This is a genomic window from Mycobacterium sp. WUMAC-067 (assembly GCF_020217485.1).
Classification (GTDB): Bacteria; Actinomycetota; Actinomycetes; order Mycobacteriales; family Mycobacteriaceae; genus Mycobacterium.
In genome coordinates, this window is record NZ_JAEKMI010000068.1 from 1 (window position 1) to 18,448 (window position 18,448).

Consider the following 18,448-nt stretch of genomic DNA (forward strand, 5'->3'; position numbering starts at 1 on the left):
TTGACACGAGGTCGGAGTAGGCAAGACGTATCTGGCAACAGCATTGGGACACATGGTAATTCGCCGACGCAACTCCGTACTGTTCGCCCGATCCGACAAGCTGTTCACCCGGCTGCGCGCCGCCCGCCTGGACAACACCGTCGACGCCGAGATCCGCCGACTCACCACCATCGACGTCCTCATTATCGACGACTTTGCGCTCAGACCCCTCGGCGCCACAGAGACCAGCGACTTCTACGAAATCATCGTCGAACGCCACCGCGCCAAAACGACCATCGTGACCTCCAACCGAGAACCCTCCGAATGGTTGACCATGACCGCCGACACCCTGCTGGCCCAATCAGCGATCGACCGACTCACGGCCACCGCCCACACCCTCGTCATCGAAGGACCGTCCTACCGTCAACGCACCCGACCCAGCCAGCTTGACCCAGACCACGACGACGAGCTTCCTCAATAACGCGCCACGGTGGTCCCATCCCCCTGGCAATCAGGTGGCCCCATCACCCTGGCAAGCGACACTTCTAAATGGCCATTGACAGAGGCCTTGCTGCTCAAAGAGCAAGCCCGCATCGTCCTAAGACGCTGCGGATCCGGTCCGGTGTCATCCGCTGTTCCCGCAAGATACTTCGTCACGACGAGCCGGTGATGATCATCAAAATGGATTATCGGTTGGTCGCACCCATCACCGGCACGGTGACCGCTGCGCGGAGAACCGCTTTTCGGCAACATCTTCAACAGCGGCGGTCTGCGGATCTCAGCCAATCGTCCACTGACAACAACTCCTTTCTCCTCTCGGCCCAAGCCGAGAATCGGTCGAAGGGGTCAAAATCTGCGTCGACACGGGGTCAGTTTTCAGGCGTCGCCGAGTGCCGATCGCGATACCAAGGCCCAGCCACTTGCGCAGGTATTCCGCATTCGAGATGGCCGCCCATCTACCGGAAGCGGCACTACTGGTGTCTACGGGCTCCGGCATTGTTCGGATCCTAGAGGCGCGGTTCCTTGGGCAGGCCGAGCAGTTTCTCGCCGATGATATTGCGCTGCACCTGTGAACTGCCCGCATAAATCGTGGCGGCTCGCGCCGCCAATGCCGACTCAACCCACGCGAGCGACGAATTCGGTGTTCCGACATCCGCAGTCGCCAAGGCGCCGTTCGTTCCCGTGCCCGACAGCGTCAACACGTCCGTCTCGAGGATCTCCATCGCCAGTTCGGTCTCGCGTTGGAAGAACTCGCTCCAGAGGATCTTGGTCATCGCGGCCTCGGGACCTGGATACTCACCGTGTAAGAAGCGCGTCAACGCCTGATACCCACGACACCGCATAATCTCGACGCGACCATAGCACCAAGCGAGCTGCTCACGGATATGCGGGTCGTTAGTCTTACCTCGTTCTTTCGCCAGCTCGAAGAGCCGGTCGATCTCAGCTTGGAAGCGAATCGCGTCGGTGGTGACACTTGTTCCACGCTCGAAACCCAGCAGCGTCATGGCCACCGACCATCCTGCGTTCACTTCCCCGACAACGTTGTCTGCAGCGGTTCGGGCGTCGGTGAAGAACACCTCGTTGAACATCGACTGGCCCACTATATTCTTGATGGGTCGAACCTCCACGCCGGGCTGATCCATCGGCACGAGCAGAAATGAGATCCCCCGGTGCTTGGGAGCATCCATGTCGGTGCGGCACAGTGCGAAGATCCAGTTGGCGAGGTGTCCCACTGAAGTCCAGATCTTGGACCCGTTGATGACCCATTCGTCGCCATCAAGAACCGCTCTCGTCCGCAGGCTGGCCAGATCCGATCCCGCGTCGGGTTCGGAAAACCCCTGGCACCACCGATCATCACCGGACAGAATTCGCGGCAAGAACCAATTCTTCTGGTCCTCGGTGCCGCAGACGACAAGCGTGTTGCCAAGCAGCTGAATCCCGAACATGTCGTTCTCAGTTCCGGCGGGTACCCCGGCGCGAGCAAACTCCTCGGCCAGCACGACTTGGTGGAGTGGGGTCAGTCCCGCTCCGCCATATCGCTTTGGCCACAACACGGCGAGTAGGCCGTTGTCCGCGAGCGTCTTCCGCCACTCTCGGATGAACTCCTTCCGCCGGGTTTGATCCAACGCCCCGATTCCAGCGAAGTCGGCAGGGACGTTCGCGGTGATGAAGTCGCGCACTCGTGACCTGAACGCCTCAGCTGACGGGGGATAAGACAGGTCCATATCGAATCGTCGTCCCTTATCTGTGTTGAGGACCCGCGTAAAGGTGGATCCATTGGGTTATTTTTTGCGTGTTTTGCTTCGTTTTCGACCGCTTGAAGGCGGTGGACCGCGGTCGGGGTCAAGGCGGAGCGCCCGCAGCGTAGCGAGGACGAACGACCTTGAGACCGACGAGGATCCGCCGCATACTTGGCCGCCGGGGAACAGGAAAAGACGGTGTGGTTCAAGTCATCTGCTGCCCTCCGGTGCATAAATGTGGGGCGAAAGACGCGCGTCGCGTGTGCCGGCGCCCAGCCTTATCTGAGTCCACGGACGATATCCGGCAACTTGATGATCGATGGGGTGCCCGACGTGCGGGCAACGAAGGCGCGGCCGCTCAATCTTTCCGGGAAGTCCACCCAACAGCGGAGTGGCGACAGGAACCACACGGGCGCTGGCCGCAGGCATCAGGTGATTAGCATCAGGTGATTAATGGGCATGGCAGGCGCGCAACGCATCATTTAAGAGGCCACCTCCTGGCGTTCGGGGACTGGCAGCGCCAGGGCGCCATCTTCGAACGCACGCAGCGGGTGATAGCATCGGCGCAGAATTTTGCGTTCCACCGCCAGGGTGGGGATTCTTGCCGTTGTGGCCGTCGCGCTTGGCTGCCAGCTTGTGGTAGTAACCGTAATCAAGGGAACGGCGCCGGCTCGCGCACTCGGCTGCCTCAAACGCCGCCCAGCGCAGCTCGGGTGAGCCCTCTCGCGACAGGTGCCCTGGTGAGCGTTTGGTATCAGAGGAGTACACGGTGACATCCAGCCCAGCAAACCGCACCAGCCGATGGGAACTGCTGAATCGGCGGACATCACCGACCTCGGACCAGATGATCGCCGCGCACAACCAACCGATGCCGTAATGGCGCTGCATTGCCTGACACCCGGCTTGGCGTCGGGCGAAGTTGACTAATTGGCTTGGCAGCGGGTCGATCTCGGTGCTTAGCTGATCGATGCGCCGTAGCGCAGTGTCAACGCACCGCCGGCCCGCCGCCGACAAGTCGACGCTGTCCAGCGCCGCGCGGCCTGCGCCGGATAACAGCGCCCGAATCGGTGGACAGCCCTGATGGAACAGCTGGACATGGATGCGCTGCTGCCAGGCCCGCCGCTCGTCCATCAACGTGTAGTACAACCGGCCCAGCGTGCGGATCTCCAGCATGTGTGCGGGTAGGATCCACGACTCGGGGAACCGGTCCTCGAACAACAGCGTACGCAGCAACCGAGTATCGGCGCGGTCGGTCTTGGCGCGCTTCTTGGGCTCCGGTAAGACGGCAATCTCGGCCGCATCCCCCAGGTGCGCGCAGATCCCAGCAGCGGCCAGCTCCTCGCACACATACCGCCACCCCGGGCAGCCCTCCAGCGCGAACTGGCCGTCCCCATCGCTGCAGTGCTCAGCCAGCCAGTTCCGCAACGCTTTCCGGGTCGCCGGACCGATCTGACCCCAGCGCAACAAGCCGTCATAATCGACGTAATCGAATGTGATCTGCTGTCGCCGCACGTCGAAACCGCCTACCATCGTCATCGGGACCTCCTCGAGCTCCTGAAAAATTCCTCTAACGCCTATATCAACGAGCGTCTGAGCTGAGGGGGTCCCCATCCACATGTCATCTTTCTCTGTTCGTGCCGACGAAGTATGTGGCGGTGTTTAGAGCCCGATGCGGTCAGCGACCTCGAGCCATTGCTCGCGTACTGAGCCCAGCAGTACCCGGTCGGCTTTCGCCCGCCGGTAGTAGAGGTGTGCGTCGTGCTCCCAGGTGAACCCGATCCCGCCGTGAATCTGCACATTCCACGATGCGGTGAAGTCAAATCCGGCCGCGGCGGTTGCCACGGCAATGGGGGCCGCCTTGGCGAGGTCAGCGCTCTCCTCCGCTGCCAGATGAGCCGCGTAGAGAGTGACTGCACGAGCACTGTCCAGTTCGATTGCCATCTCGGCGCATCGGTGCTTGATCGCCTGGAAGGAGCCGATGGGCCGATTGAACTGGTGACGCACCTTGGCGTATTCGACGGACATGGTCATAGCGCCCTCGGTGCCACCAACCATCTCCGCTGCGAGTAACGTCTTCGCGACATCTAACGCACGGCGTATGGGCGCGACGCCGTGCGCGCCAGCCAAGGGAACCGCAGAGACGGCGTCGAAGGTCAGGGTGGCCAGCGGTCGGGTGATGTCCAGGGTCTCGACGCGTGTACGGGTGAGGCCGACGGCGTTACCGTCAACGAGGTACAATGCCGGCTCAGCGGAGTCACCGGGCGGCAGAGCGAGCACCAGCAGGGTGTCCGCACTATGGCCGTCGATCACATGAATCTTGGTCCCAGACAGCGTGACGGCGTCGCCATTTGTCGCCGCTCGCATGGCTACAGCACCGAAGCCGTCAACGCAACCCGGTTCATTGATAGCAGTCGTGACTGTACGAGCGCCCGCGGCTATCTCTGGAAGCAGTTCTCTCTTCTGCTCCTGGCTGGCCGCGATCAAGATCGGCGCGACACCGAGCGCGACGGTCGCGAACAGCGGGCACGGCACGATGCCGCGTCCAAGCTCCTCGATGGCGACAGCAGCCTCGATCATCGTTGCTGCCGCACCGCCGTACTCCTCCGGTACGAGCAGACTCGGCAGCCCCAGTTCCCGACTCATGCGAGACCAAAGGTCGATGTCATATCCCGGCGCAGTTGTTACCGCCTGGCGAACCTTGGCCAGCGGTGACAGTTCGGTAACGAACTGCTGTATAGTCTGGCGGAAATCGTCCTGTTCTGGACTGAGCATGAAATCCATGACATGGCACCTCATCTTCTCTTCAAACAGTTGTTGTCGCGAAAAGAAATAGGGACGGCCTTACCGTCGCCTGGATCGACCAATCCACACACCGAAGCGCTCATCAATTCCGCGTAAGCACTGTCTCACCGGCCTTGGCATCTTCCGCCGTCCCCATCCGCTCGCTTTACGGTTCTTCTGTGGCTATGCGCCGGACACTGCTCGGAATGGCCGCCGTCGCGCTGTTAAGCCGATATTCAAGGAGCATTCATTTGTTTTCGGCCCCTTGATCGAACAGGTGATCTCGGAAGCGCTGTCGGAGTTCGTTTTTCATGACCTTGGCCATGGCGTTCTTCGGTAGCTCGTCCACTACGACCATGTGGCGCGGGCATTTGTAGTCGGCGAGGTGCTGGCGGCAGAACTGGTTGATCCGCTCCGCGGTGAGTTCGCCTTCGCCGCCGCTGAACCCGGGCTTGGGCGCGATCACCGCTAGGAGATCCTCACCGAGGTCCGAATGCGGCACCGCGATGACTGCGGCCTCGAGCACCTCGGGCATCTCGAGCAGCACGCGCTCGACCTCGATGGCGAAGATGTTGTAGCCGCCGCGCAGGATCATGTCTTTTTTGCGCTCGGTCAGATAGACGTAGCCATCGTCAGCGACATAACCCACGTCGCCGGTGTGCAACAGTCCACCGCTCCAAAGTTCCGCGGTGGGCTGCTCCCCCTTGTAGTAGCTGCGCCGAGCTATCTTCGACTTAAAGCAGATCTCGCCGACCTTGCCTGGGGGGAGTGGGTTATCGTAGTCATCAACGACGACAACCTCGCATCCTACGGGCCTGCCAACCGAGCCCGGCCGGGCAAGGATGTCATCTGGGTCGGGACCGAGGATGCAGGCCGCGCCGGCACCGGCCTCGGTGAGGCTGTAAGCGTTCAGCATCTTCGCTCCGGGCCACACCTGCCGCATTTTGCGCACGGTGTCGGGCTGGATCGGCGCCGCCCCGAAAAACACGAGCTGCAGCGAGCTGTAGTCGTGATCACCCACCGTGGGGTGCTTCATGGCCAAATTCAGCATTGTCGGCACACCCATGATCGACGTGGCGCGGTAGCGCTCGATCGCCGCGAGCAACTGCTCGGGATCAAAACGCGGCAACACGATCTGCGTGACCCCGGCACGAATGCTTAGCAGCATCAGGCCATGGCAGCCCGTGAAACCGAACAAGGGCACCGCATGAAGCAGGCTCTCGCCGAACATCGCGCCGAGAAGCTGCCCGAGGCTCGCCTGGCCGGGCTCGTCGGCGAGGTTGCCCTCGGGCACCAGCACGCCCCTGGGCATCCCGGTGGTGCCGGACGTATAGAGCAGATCCGCCGGGTCGTCGGCGCTCAGGGAAGGCTCGAGGAGCGGCACGTCCGCAGAGCCCGCGCCCACCACGTCGCCCAGGGGGGTGAATCCATCCAGCGCCTCGCTGCCGGTCACGAAGAAGTGCTCAAGTTGGAAGCTACCGGGACGGCCGCCGATCTCGACAGATTCGCCTTCGGCAAGCGCAACCAGAACCTCCCGGTGGGCGAGACCGGTGATCACCGCCACGGCGTCGCTGTGCTCAAGCACGAACAGCTTTTCCGGCGCTGCCCACCGGGTATTGAGCGGCACCGGCACGGCACCAAGTTTGTGGATGCCGAAATACACTGCATTGAAATGCATCGCTTGGTCGTTGGCGAGCAGCATCGCCACCTTGTGACCGCGGCTCACCCCAGCGGCGTGCAATTGCTGGGCGACCCGGCTGCTGGCAGCGTCGAGCTCGCGGAAAGTGGCCGCGCCGTCCTCGGCGATGACGGCGGTCTTGTCCGGTCGGTCCTCTACCGCTTGGCGCAGCAGGTCGATCACGGCCATGGCATGGTCCTCCTCAACGTACGTACGTGTTCAGCCGAGCGCTTGAAGCACGAGGCCGATCTCGTCGTTGGCCTGCGTTGGAGTCTGGTATCCCTCTCGGTCGCAGATCGCCTCAAGGTTGTCCTGGACCGCTTCGATATCGAGCGTCGGCGATGAGAAGCCCTTCGTCACACTGATGAAGATCTCGGCCACTCGCCCGCCCCCAACGGAGAAGATCCTCGACGTGAGATCGCAGGATTCATGGCAGAGATACGCGACGACCGGGGCGACCAGTGCCGGGTCCAGCTTCTTGGCGATCGGCCCGAGGAGTTCCTCGGTCATCCGGGTCCGCGCCATCGGCGCGATCGCGTTCACCTTGATGTTGTACTTCGCGCCTTCCTGGGCGAGCACCCGTGTGAAGCCGATGACCCCCATCTTCGCGGCCCCGTAGTTGGTCTGACCGAAGTTGCCGAAAATCCCGGCGGCGGAGGAGGTGTTGACGATCCGGCCGTAGCCCTGCTCGCGCATCCTGAGGAACGCCGGCTGGGTCACCCAGATGGTGCCGTAGAGATGGACATCGATCACCGGATCGAGTAGCTCCGGCGTGAGATTGTGGAAGGACTTGTCGCGCAGGATGCCCGCGTTGTTGACGACGATGTCGACCCGCCCGAAGGCGTCGAGAGCCGCCTGCACGATGGCCGCCCCACCTTCTCGGGTCGCCACGCTGTGACCATCGGCGACCGCGATACCGCCGGCGGCTTCGATCTCCTGAGCGACGGCCTCCGCCGCGGTCAGGTCCGCGCCGACGCCGGCGACGCTGCCGCCGAGATCGTTCACCAACACGCGCGCGCCGCGTGATGCAAGCAGCATCGCATGCTCCTTGCCGAGACCGTTTCCCGCCCCGGTCACGATGGCGACCCTCCCGTCGAAGCTAAGCTCAGCCACGCGATTTCCCTTCCATGCTGTCGCCCCGCAGGGCGATTTCTCTCTTATCGGATGTGTTGAATGACGTCACCGCCCGGCCTGCAGGATGTGGATGACACAGACCGAGCCCGCGCCCATCATGTGAGCAAGCCCGGTTCGAGCGCCTTCGACCTGCAGCGGGCCCGCCTCGCCCCGCAGCTGCCGTGTCACATCCCAGATCTGGGCCAGGCCGGTCGGCCCACCGGGATGACCGCGCCCGATCAGCCCGCCGTCGGTCGAGAACGGGATACGACCACCCAGGCTGGTCGCGCCCTCGGAGACGAGCTTGTCCCCCTCCCCAGCCGCGCACACCCCGAGCAGCTCGTAATACATCAGTTCCTCGATGGGGAATGCGTCGTGCACGTGGGCGAGGTCGAGGTCGGCCGGCCCGACACCGGCCTCGTCGTAGGCGGCCTTTGCCGTGGCCGCGGTGAGCTCGCCCGGACCGACGACCGCACCCATGAAAATGTGGCCGTCAACGAACTGCTCGGACTGCTGCTGGCTGGCGACCACCTTCACCAGCGGGCGTGAACCGGCCACGCGCTCTGCCGCCTCGCGGCTCGCGACGATCGCGGCCGCAGCCCCAGAGCCAGCGGCGCAGGCCATCTTCGAAGTGTGCGGGTAGGAAATCATGCGCGAGGCGAGGATCTCTTCGACGGTGACCTCATGGTCGGCCCGACGTTGCGCGTAGGGATTCAGCCGCGCATGGTTCCAATTCTTTGCCGCGATGGCGGCGAAGGTCTCGACCGTCGTGCCCACTTCGTGCATGCGACGTGTCGCCCACATGGCGAAAAACGCCGCCGGGAGGATCACCTGGCCAATGCCGGGCTTGCTGCCCCCGATAGCTCGAGTGGCGCGATTGAGGTCGTCAAACCCTAGCGCCATCGCGATATCGACGCTCCCCCCCGCCACCACCTGGACCGCCTCATGGAAGGCGCACGATCCGGTGGCCGACGCGTTCTCGACGTGGGTGATCGGGATGCCGGTAAGCCCGAGATCCTTCGCAAGGGTGACACCCGTGAGCAGACCGGCGCCGATGTAGCCGTTGTAGAGGTAGCCGACTTCATCGAAGCCGATGCCGGCGTCACCGAGCGCGTTGACACCGGCCCCGAAGCCCAAGTCGGCCGCGTTGGCGTCCGGCTGGCCGAACGGGGCCATCCCCACGCCGATCACATAGACGTCGCGGGCCATCACCGAGATGCCCCCCGTCGAGTAGGGCAAAAGCGGAACGAGCACAGCTCAGTGCCATCGGCATCGGTCATGAGGGGGTAGACCTCAAGCTGCATGGGCATGCCGATCTCCCAGTCGCCCATCTCGCCACGCAGGATGGATTGCACGCGCACGCCCTCCGGTAGGTCAACTTGGCCGACACCGTGCCCGTCGCCTGTGGAGCCGAACCGGGACTTGCCCATCCACGCCGACTCGACGTAGGTCCAGGCGTACAGTTCGCCGGTTGGTGACAGCAGGACATCCTCGACCGGGCCGCCCGTCAACGGACAGCGGCGGCGGCGGGGGAAGAAGTACTTGTCGGCAGCAGGGCTATAGGAACCGATCAACCGCGGCTGCTCATCGCCGTTGGGCATCGTGAAGTAGCCGTCCTCAAGTGGTCGACGCATCGTGTGTCGTCTCCTCCGGGTCGTGCGGTCAATGACTGGCCTCGCCGCCGCTTGGAGCGTTGCGCCATCGCGGATCTTTGAAGCGTGCCGAGATAGTGGCACCGGCGACGGCAACTAAGCTGGAGCAGTGTTGGTACTCGCAGTGCCGAATCGACTCCAGCGCAAAAATTCCGCGTTTTTACGCACTGGCGCCGATCTCGTCGAAGTCAGGCCGAACCGGCCAGCACCCTCGCGTCCTCGTCCGCGAAGGTGTCCTCCAGCTGCAGTGGCGAGTAGTCGAGGTCGATTTCCTCGGGCGGTCGCCCGCGGGCGCTGCTGATCGTGCTGAACCGGCGCATCCCCTTGTCGGTGGCATAGGTCCTCATCTCGTCGATTGACAGATTGAAGGGTATGTCGTCGCCATACAGTGCAGAACCCTCGTCGATCAGGCGCTGCCCCAGCGGAATGAGTTCGTTCATGCGCGTTTCGAACACCGTCCAATTGGTGTCGTCGGCAGCGACGTGGCGCCGGCAGGTGAAAGTGCCCCATGCCATGTGGCGTCGCTCGTCGTCGCCGATGTGCCGAATCAGCTGCTGCATGCCGGGAAGAATGCCGTGCTCCACGCAGATCTTGTGCCAGGCGTAGTAGCCGGTCAGCGCCAACATGCCCTCGATGATGTGGTTGTACGTCACCGAAGCGCGAACCTGGGCAGCCGGCGAGGGATCCACATAGAGCGTGTTGAGCGATTCGTGAAGTTCCTCGTCGAACAACTGCCGGTATGCCGGAGTTTGATCGAGGAAACTATGTAAGTCGTCGCGCACCCCGACGGCATCGAGCCACAAGCGGAACGCCTGGGTGTGTTTGGCTTCCTCGAACGCAAACTGCGTCAAGTACATCTCGTCGCCGAGCCGGCCTTCGGCCCGCATTGCGGCCATGAACGGCTGGATGTCCTGGGTGACTGCTTCCTCTCCGGCAATGAAGCCCGCGCACAATCGGGTGACGTACACGCGTTCGCGGTCGGAAAGCGCCTCCCAATCGGCGCTGTCGCGGGAGAAGTCGATATTGGCGGGGTCCCAGAGTTTGGCGATGCCGCCAGCGAACAGCCTGAGTGGCACGCTTTCCCAGTTCAGCCCGCCGGCACCCAGCGAATGGTAACGTGTGGTTGCCATGTAACCTCCTTAATTATTCGGCTGCATTGCCGGGTCTAGCGAACCTTGGTCGCTAGACGAATTCCACGATGTTGTAGTCACCGGCGGTGTAACATGCCCGAAGCACTTTCTTGTCGTATTTACCGACGCTGGTTCGCGGGATTTCGGGGACGAAGGCCCAGCGCTCCGGGATCCACCACGTAGCGACTTTGCCGTCTAAGAAGGCACGTAGCTCATCTGGCGTGATATCGGCGCCGGGTTTGACCACCACTAGAGCGAGTGGACGCTCCTGCCACTTCTCGTCGGGCACACCGATGACCGCGGCTTCATGTACCCCGGAATGGGCGATCAGCAAATTCTCCAATTCGACCGACGAAATCCACTCCCCGCCGGACTTGATGACGTCTTTGGCACGGTCGGTCAGCGTCAAGAAGCCATGCTCGTCGACGTGGCCGACATCGCCAGTGCGCAGCCACCCCTGGTCGAACTTGTCGGCGTCGTCGTCGCGAAAATAAGAGCCAGTTACCCACGGCCCGCGGGCTTGGATCTCGCCGACCGCTTCTCCGTTGCACGGCAGGGTGCGATCCTGGTCGTTGCGCAGCCGGATTTCCACGCCGCATATCGGGCGGCCCTGGGTGGCACGCAGCGCCCACTGTTGGTCTTCGTCGAGCCCAGTCGGCGGTTTGGCCACCGTGGCCAGCGGCGAGGTTTCGGTCATTCCCCACGCCTGCACGATCGGTACGCCGTGGTCGCGTTCGAAGCCGCGCATCAGTGACACCGGTACCGCCGATCCGCCGCACGCGACCAGACGCAGCGACGAGATGTCATGACCGGGCTCGCAGCCCAGGAAGTGCCGGACGTCATTCCAGATTGTGGGCACCGCACCGGCCACGGTCGGGCGGGTGTCCTCGATGATGGCCACCAGCGCTCCAGGTTGTAGCCATCGGTGCGGGAGTACCAGTTCGGCCCCCGCCATCAGCGCGGCATAGATAAGGCCCCACGCATTGGCTTGAAACATCGGCACGATAGCCAAGATGCGGTCGGCTTCAGCGATGCCCAACCCGTTGCCAGTGCAGACGGCCAGTGAATGCAGGTAGGTGGATCGGTGGCTGTAGACCACGCCCTTGGGGTTTCCGGTGGTGCCGCTGGTGTAGCACATCGCCGAGGCCGACGTCTCATCGAGTTCAGGCCAGTCGAACTCGGTGGGATGTGTCGAGATCAGGTCTTCGTACGAAACGACGGCCTTGCCGGCCGCCCGTAGCGGCTCGGGATCGCCCTCACCGACCGCAATCACCGTGTGCACCGACGATATGGCCGGCAAAGAACGCGCAAGTAGCGGCGCTAACGACATGTCGACGATGACGATGTTGTCGTCGGCGTGGTTGGCGATGTAGCCAAGCTGCTCGGCGGTAAGACGAATATTGAGCGTGTGCAACACCGCGCCCATCGACGGCACCGCACAATAGGCCTCCAAGTGTTCCTGGTTGCTCCACTGGAAGGTAGCCACACGCTGATCGCCGGTGACGCCAAGGTCATGCAGCGCATTAGCTAACTGACCGACCCGCCGGCCGACCTCGCCGTAGGTCGCGGCCCGGTAGCCCGACTCGGTCGGTGTGACGACGCGGCGGTCGGCGTGAATGGAGTTGGCATGCTTGACGATCGATGTCACAGAAAGCGGAACGTCTTGCATAGTGCTTTGCATAGCGTGGATCCCTTGCCCGTCATTCCCGGATACTGACGGCCGTCGACCGGGCAACTGGCTGCTCCCGAATACCCCGGACAGACGGTATTACCAATCTTTTACAAAGATCGACCAATTGTCAATAGTCCGGCGTGCCTCACTGAGTTTGAGCGCGTGGCCGGCGGTGGTGCCTCACCTATTTTGAGCGCGTGGCCCGGAAGGCCTGCCCGATGTGGAAGGCAAGATCGACATGGCTGCGAGGCGGCAGGTAGCGAACAAACTGCGAGGTCAGTACCGCAAGGCGTTGAAGGCGGACAAGAGCAAGATTTTGGATCGGGTGGTGTCCACCACGGGGATGGGCCGCTCGACGGCTCGGCGGATGCTGACCGGCCCGAGGCTGCCGGACCCGGCCGAGCAGGTTGACAGGCGTACGTTGCGGCCGCGGGGCTTCAGCGACGACGCCAGGGCACTGCTGGAGTATGTGTGGGCCTTGATGGGCATGCCGTGCGGCAAGTACCTGGTGGTCATGGTGGGTCTGTGGCTGCCGCTGCTGGCTGAATCCGGTGATCTTGACAGGCCGTTCGCCACCGAGGCGGCATCAGCGGAGCTGAAGGCGATGAGCGCGGCCACCCTGGACCGCTACCTGAAACCGGCCCTGGGACAGGATGCGCATCAAGGGCATCTCGACGACCAAACCGTCGCCGCTGCTGCGTAACTCGATCGCCATCCGTACCTGCGCCGATGAGGCACCTGAGGCCCCGAGGGTGATCGAGGCCGATACCGTGGCGCACTGCGGCCCGACATTGATCGGCGAGTTCGCCCGCACGCTGACGATGACCGACCTGGTGATCGGCTGGACCGAGAACTTCTCGATCCGCAACAACGCCTCGAAGTGGATCACGGCCGGCATCGACGAGCTGCAACAGCGGTTCCCGTTCGATCTGGTGATTTTCGCTTTGGACTGCGGCGGTGAGTTCATCAATCACGAGGTCGCCGCCTGGCTGCAGACCCGCGACATCGCCCAGACCCACTCGCGGCCGTACCAGAAGAACGACCAAGCGCACGTGGAGTCAAAAAACAACCACGTGGTGCGCAAACACGCGTTCTACTGGCGCTACGACACCTCCGAGGAGCTGGAGCTGCTCAACCGGCTGTGGAAGCTGGTGTCGCTGCGGTGCAACTTCTTCACCCCGACGAAAAAGCCCATCGGCTACAGCACCACCGCGGCCAGTCGCCGCACGCGCATCTACGACACGCCGGCCACGCCGTGGCAACGTCTGCAGGAATCGGGAATACTTGATGCGCAACAGCTTTCGCATGTGTCCGCCCGAATCGAGGGCATCAACCCGGCCGATTTGACCCGGCAGATCAACACCATCCAAATGCAGCTACTGGACCTGGCCAAGACCAAGACCGACGCCCTTGCCGCCGCCCGCCACATCGACCTGGAAGCATTGCAACCGTCAATCGACCGATTGGCCAAGGCGAAGTAGTGCAAGCCCCCACGCGCTCACCATGCGTGAGGCACCAGCCCACGCTTCGCGCTCACTTTTTGGTGAGGCACCTCGATCGCCACCACCATGCCCTTCCCGATCCTGGGCTTTCGATAACGGCAGCGAGTTCATCAACCACCACCTGCTGGCTTGGTGCGAGCGGCGCCAGATCACCTTCACCCGCTCGCGGCCCGGAAACAAAAACGACGGCTGCCACGTCGAGCAGAAGAACTGGGCGATCGTGCGCACCGTGGTCGGCTACCACCGTTACGACACAAAGGCACTGTTGCTCAACAAGATCTGGTCCCTGCAATCGAAACTGAGGATGGGGACTGTCTGAACAGCGGTGGATCTGACCTTGGTCTGACACGCCGAGCGTGAGCTTGGCGGGAAGGACTGATGATGTCCGAAACACTCGAGCCCATGGCTACCGAGGTGGATCAAAAGCAGCTCGCTGAACAACTATTGGCCCAGGCCAAGGAGCAGGGCGTGGAGCTGGTCGGCCCGAACGGGCTACTCAACCAGATCACCAAGAATGTATTGGAGACCGCGCTGGACGCAGAGATGGCCGAGCACCTCGGCTATGACAAGCACGACCCGGTCGGACGTGGCAGCGGCAACGCCCGCAACGGCACCCGGGCCAAGACGGTGTTCACCGAGATCGGACCGGTCGAGATCGAGGTGCCGCGCGATACCAACAGCTCGTTCGATCCGCAGATCGTCAAGAAGCGCCAACGTCGGCTGACCGGCATCGACGAGATCGTGTTGTCGTTGACCGCTAAAGGATTAACGACCGGCGAAGTGGCCGCGCACTTCGCCGACGGGTCCATCCGGAATTCGGTGTAAGTGGCGTTTCCCTATCCTCGGTTGAGGTCGGGCATTCTGTTGGCGAATGTTACTGCGAACGCGTTCAAAGCGGGCTTCCAGCGGACCGCCCAGCGTTGCTGGCCGGTGCCCTTGGGATCGAGGGAGCGAGTCACCATATACAGGCACTTCAGCGCCGCGGCCTCCGAGGGGAAATGGCCGCGAGCCTTGATCGCCCGTCGGTAGCGGGCGTTGAGTGACTCGATTGTTATCTGGAGTTCTGGCCGCGGTAGCTGTTGTGACCTGCAGGTTTGTGTCGTGGAGGGTGTCCATGACGCGGTTGGAGATGGATATCGCTTGGCGGTTAGCACGGCCCGATTGTTACCGAATCGCGATGCGTCGGTTCATGATGTCGGCCGGTGTCGTCGCGGAGTTGGCCAAGGGCGCACGCCAGTTGGCGGCGTAGCCGCCGGTTCTCGTCGGCGAGTTCGCGGTTGCGGCGGTTGGCGATTTCGAGGCGCTGCCGCGGGGAGTCGTCGCTGGCGCGTTGTCGGGCGGGTAACGGTGTGCTTGGCTCGGGTCGGTGTTGGGTGCGGAGCCGGCGGATCTCGTCTTTGAGGTCGGTTTGGGTGTAGATCCACGAGCGGGAGACACCGGCGTGGCGGGCGACGGATTCGAAGGTGAGCAGGGCGCCGGTCCGGTCGAGTTCGTGCATCGCAGCGATGGCCTTGGCGCGGGTGTGTTCGTGCCGCTGCTGGGCGGCGTGGATGAGGTGGATGCTGTTGTCAGCCGGCATGTTTGGCCTTCCCTGGTTGTGGATCGTTGAGGGCGGTGATGATGTTGTCCAGGTTGTGCAGGATTTGGTGGTTCATCTCGGCCAGACGTTGTTGTCCGCGGGCTTGGGCGGCGGTGATCAGCTGCAGGCTCTGTTGCCGCTGCTGGTGGTGCTGGGGCAGGAACTCGGCGGTGGTGAGGAACATCGGACAGGTCAGACAGGCTTCTCTGAACTTAGCTGGGGCACTTAGCGATCCGTTCATCGTGGCCGCGCATTTGTTGGTAGGGAGGGGGTTCCGAGGTCGACCGCGAGGCGACGGCTCGTGTCGATCTGAGTGAGTTTGTCTTTCACCCCGGCGAGGCTGACTTGGAGTCCCTCGACTTCGCCGAGCCAGCCGTGAAGTTTGGCCTCCTCGATTCGGTCCTCGAGGTTGCTGCGGATCTCTTCCAGGCGTGGTCGTTGCGCTGGGTCCGGCCGGAGAAGCGAACATCGGACGCAAGCGTGCTCGTGAAAACACGGCGTTCCAAACGCGCGGCCGCACGTCCCGACCGACACCTTGCGCTTCTCGAAGTGGGCGAGGAAGTCGTCCCACTCGTCCTCGGTCGGGGTCCGGTACTCCTCGCTGGGTCGGGTTGCCCGTCGGCGAGCGATGAACGCTCGGTGGGCTTCGATCGCTTCCATGGGGTAGACGGCTTTGTATCCCATGGTTGTGTCAATTGTCTTGTGCCCGCAGATGATTTGGGCGATGTGCGGTGGTAGCCCGCTCATGATTGCGTCGGTGACGAAGATCCTTCTGAAGTCGTGGGGCGAGAAAATCAGCGGTTCGCCGGTGGCGTCGGTGAGCCCGCTGGCGGCGAGTGCGTCGATGAGCAGTTTGCGGATCGCACTGGGTGTGAAGGGGCGGTGCTCGTTGCCGATGGCGCGTTGGAACAGCAGCGGCATCGGCGGGTTCCAGACTCGCTCTCGGGTGTCGTAGGACGGCACCAGGGGTATCGCACCGCTTGGTGCGCGGAGGCGGGTGATGATGGCGCTGAGCACGTCGGCGAGTTCGGGGCTGACGAGCAGCAGGCGTTCGGTGTCGGTCTTGGAGGGGGCGATCTGCAGCAGCGGCACCACTTCGCCGCTGGAGGGCAGGCGGTATTCGGTGATGCTGTGGTGGCTGAGTTCAAGCAGTTCCTCACAGCGGATGCCGGTCAGTCGCAATACTTCAATCGTCGCGAACGCCCAGAACGCCTCGTCGTCCTCGTAGGACAGGTTGCGCCGTTTGCCCGTGGCCGTGTCGTCGGCCCAGACGTGGCGGCCTATGGCTTTGGGGACGTGCGCTTTCCGTAATTTGGCGTCGGTGCCGGGGATCAGGGTTCCAGACACCGTCTGGTCAGCGGCCTGCAAGAACTGTTGTGCGGTGCGGCGGCGCTCGTTCGCGGTGCGCACCAGCACCGGCAGCACAGGCAGTCGTTCGCGGGTGCGCTGGTCCATCCGAGCCTTGCGGTGTTTGCGTTCCTTGGCTCGTCGGATCTCGGCGTCGCCAATCGGGCAGGGAGCCGCCCACCGGGCCCATCGGGCGGGATCGTCGACGGCCCATTGAGCGATGTCGAGGTAGAACGCTCGCACCCGGAGTAGTTCGTCTTTGGCGTTGAGTCGCGGGGTTGCGACCTCGATCTGCTCACCGGCGGCGTTGGTGATCGTTCGCTTCTTGGTGGCCAGGTCGTCCTTCCAGGTCCGGATGACGTCCTGGGGCAGCTGCAGGGTGTCGATGCCCGGTGCGATGGCTTCGATGCGGGCCCAGAACAGCCCGGCCAGGCTGCGGGAGATCGCGTCGATGCTGGCGAAGTCCAGCGACGGCTGACGTTCCCGCAGGTAGTCGACAAGCAGGTCGCGAATGGGTCGGCAACGCAACGGATATCGATCCACTAATTCTTCGATCGTGAGTCGCCCGGTGGCTTGCCCGAATGCGCGAATCGTGTGCGGCGCATCGTCGGGGAAGATGCCAATCGCACGCAGGCGTAGGTAGAAGTCGACCTTCTTTTGTCCGCCGCGAGCGTGTACCTGGCGCAGGGTGTCGACCAGTTCGACACAGTCGCCGACAGTGATGTCGGCGACACGTCCGCCCTTGCACGCGAGGATGGTCGCGATCCTGGTCGCCGCGACCCGCGCGTCGACGGCGGAGCTGGCCGGTTGGGTCTCGGCGAGTCGCCGCAGCTGGGCGAACCCTTGCGGGTCTCTGATGTGCGCCATCGCACCGGCCAGCCGGGCGTGGGTGCGGGTAAGCATCCACGGCACACCCGGACGGATGACGTCGCCGCAGATCAACACGAGCAGGCCCGAGGCCAGATCGTCGACGTCGTACGACGCGTCCTGACCGCGCTCCTGCAGCCACCTCAGTGAGAGCCCGGTCCAGGTCTTGCCGGGATGCTGCTCGACGCCACTGAGTTCCCAACGCTGTTGCCAGGTGTCGCCCGGAAACGTCGCCAGCCAGTCCAGCAGCTTGGTCACACCGCGTCGTCGACCCGCCTGGGTCCCCTTGACATCCGAGGTAAACAATCCGGAGGTCAGCCTGACCATGGTGTCCTGGGCGGTTCCGGCCGTGGCTGCCCCACAATGCTCGGGCTGACGGGCGGGGAACCGTTCGCGCAGCTGCTTGTTCCGCCCGCTGATCTGAGTCTTGGTCGCATTCGCCACGGCAAGTGGTTTGCGCGCAACGTGTTTGGCGATCGTGGTCACATCGACCTCCCGAACAGGACGCTCAGCGACTGCGGGTCGTAGCCCGGCGCCGGCGGCGGTGGAACCGGATCTTCGCGCCGCGCCGCTTGCCGCGCGTGGTGAGCCAGCACACTCGCTACGACCTCCTCTTTGGAGGGCGTCAAATACAACTCGGTGGTGGTCAAGTGGGCGTGGCCCATCACCCACTGCACGTCGCTCAACGTCATCTGCGGATCCCGCGCCATCCGCATCGCGGCGCTGTGCCGCAGGTCGTGCAACGTCCAATCCGAGCCCAGGCAGGCATTGGCCCGCTCGAACATCCTGTGCGCGGCGTGATAGGTCAGCGGACGGTGTGGTCGGCGTAGTGTCCACCACAGCGGCCGGGTCCGGCCACGCGGCAACTTGGCCTGCAGGTCTTGCTGATACAGGCGGAGCCACACAAA

At 63.3% G+C, this 18,448-nt stretch carries 15 protein-coding genes and 4 pseudogenes; 5 read left to right on the plus strand and 14 right to left on the minus strand.

Translation table 11 applies throughout. The annotated features are described in order from the left end of the window. Positions 1–10: 10 nt before the first annotated feature. Positions 11–460, plus strand: a pseudogene (locus JF781_RS25500) (ATP-binding protein); the annotation flags it as partial. Positions 461–986: 526 nt separating this feature from the next. Here JF781_RS25500 and JF781_RS25505 read toward each other — a convergent pair. The 9 genes from JF781_RS25505 to JF781_RS25545 all read right to left on the minus strand — a co-directional run bounded on the left by JF781_RS25505 (position 987) and on the right by JF781_RS25545 (position 12,254). After that, on the minus strand, positions 987–2,204 hold the full coding sequence (locus tag JF781_RS25505) for an acyl-CoA dehydrogenase family protein (protein WP_007168458.1): 1,218 nt from the start codon (positions 2,202–2,204) through the stop codon (positions 987–989). Positions 2,205–2,669: 465 nt separating this feature from the next. Continuing rightward, positions 2,670–3,836, minus strand: coding sequence for an IS110 family transposase (locus JF781_RS25510; protein ID WP_007168456.1), 1,167 nt, complete (start codon positions 3,834–3,836; stop codon positions 2,670–2,672). Between the two features lie 42 nt (positions 3,837–3,878). Next, positions 3,879–5,000: an acyl-CoA dehydrogenase family protein gene (locus JF781_RS25515; protein WP_050790029.1), complete on the minus strand. Its 1,122-nt coding sequence runs from the start codon at positions 4,998–5,000 to the stop codon at positions 3,879–3,881. A gap of 247 nt (positions 5,001–5,247) precedes the next feature. Next, a complete protein-coding gene (locus tag JF781_RS25520) occupies positions 5,248–6,867 on the minus strand; it encodes a class I adenylate-forming enzyme family protein (RefSeq protein ID WP_007168454.1) in 1,620 nt (539 codons plus the stop codon). 30 nt (positions 6,868–6,897) lie between these two features. Next, entirely contained in the window at positions 6,898–7,791 is an 894-nt protein-coding gene (locus tag JF781_RS25525; protein WP_007168453.1) for an SDR family oxidoreductase, read from the minus strand. A 66-nt stretch (positions 7,792–7,857) separates the two neighbouring features. Then, a complete protein-coding gene (locus tag JF781_RS25530; protein ID WP_007168452.1) occupies positions 7,858–9,045 on the minus strand; it encodes a thiolase family protein in 1,188 nt (395 codons plus the stop codon). Next, on the minus strand, positions 9,000–9,425 hold the full coding sequence (locus tag JF781_RS25535; protein ID WP_007168451.1) for a Zn-ribbon domain-containing OB-fold protein: 426 nt from the start codon (positions 9,423–9,425) through the stop codon (positions 9,000–9,002). Before JF781_RS25535 ends, JF781_RS25530 begins: the two co-directional genes overlap by 46 nt. Positions 9,426–9,631: 206 nt before the next feature. Then, the gene (locus JF781_RS25540; protein ID WP_007168450.1) at positions 9,632–10,573 is read right to left on the minus strand and encodes a R2-like ligand-binding oxidase; all 942 of its coding nucleotides are present in this window, start codon (positions 10,571–10,573) and stop codon (positions 9,632–9,634) included. A 52-nt stretch (positions 10,574–10,625) separates the two neighbouring features. Then, the gene (locus JF781_RS25545) at positions 10,626–12,254 is read right to left on the minus strand and encodes a long-chain fatty acid--CoA ligase (RefSeq protein WP_007168449.1); all 1,629 of its coding nucleotides are present in this window, start codon (positions 12,252–12,254) and stop codon (positions 10,626–10,628) included. A 334-nt stretch (positions 12,255–12,588) separates the two neighbouring features. Here JF781_RS25545 and JF781_RS25550 point away from each other — a divergent pair. The 4 genes and pseudogenes from JF781_RS25550 to JF781_RS25565 form a co-directional block, all read left to right on the plus strand. Next, a pseudogene (locus tag JF781_RS25550) lies at positions 12,589–12,873 on the plus strand (transposase); the annotation flags it as partial. Positions 12,874–12,898: 25 nt separating this feature from the next. Beyond that, complete coding sequence (locus JF781_RS25555; RefSeq protein WP_224112851.1) at positions 12,899–13,726, plus strand: transposase family protein; 828 nt, start codon at positions 12,899–12,901, stop codon at positions 13,724–13,726. A 112-nt stretch (positions 13,727–13,838) separates the two neighbouring features. Then, a pseudogene (locus JF781_RS25560) lies at positions 13,839–14,006 on the plus strand (integrase); the annotation flags it as partial. Between the two features lie 143 nt (positions 14,007–14,149). Then, positions 14,150–14,548 (plus strand): annotated as a pseudogene (locus JF781_RS25565) (transposase); the annotation flags it as partial. Between the two features lie 35 nt (positions 14,549–14,583). Here the strand turns inward: JF781_RS25565 and JF781_RS25570 are convergent. From JF781_RS25570 to JF781_RS25590, 5 genes are all read right to left on the minus strand, one after another. Next, positions 14,584–14,901 carry a transposase gene (locus tag JF781_RS25570; protein WP_075630241.1) on the minus strand — a complete coding sequence of 106 codons (318 nt, stop codon included), beginning with the start codon at positions 14,899–14,901 and terminating at the stop codon, positions 14,584–14,586. Then, positions 14,895–15,326 (minus strand): DUF6262 family protein, encoded by a 432-nt coding sequence (locus tag JF781_RS25575; RefSeq protein ID WP_007168443.1) that lies wholly within the window; start codon positions 15,324–15,326, stop codon positions 14,895–14,897. The genes JF781_RS25570 and JF781_RS25575 overlap by 7 nt, the downstream gene beginning before the upstream one ends. After that, positions 15,316–15,510 (minus strand): hypothetical protein, encoded by a 195-nt coding sequence (locus JF781_RS25580; protein ID WP_007168442.1) that lies wholly within the window; start codon positions 15,508–15,510, stop codon positions 15,316–15,318. Before JF781_RS25580 ends, JF781_RS25575 begins: the two co-directional genes overlap by 11 nt. Positions 15,511–15,563: 53 nt before the next feature. Beyond that, a complete protein-coding gene (locus JF781_RS28635; protein ID WP_007168441.1) occupies positions 15,564–18,026 on the minus strand; it encodes a site-specific integrase in 2,463 nt (820 codons plus the stop codon). Further along, a partial coding sequence (locus JF781_RS25590; protein ID WP_225330304.1) for a site-specific integrase occupies positions 18,023–18,448 on the minus strand: 426 nt, incomplete at its 5' end. The genes JF781_RS28635 and JF781_RS25590, both read right to left, overlap by 4 nt.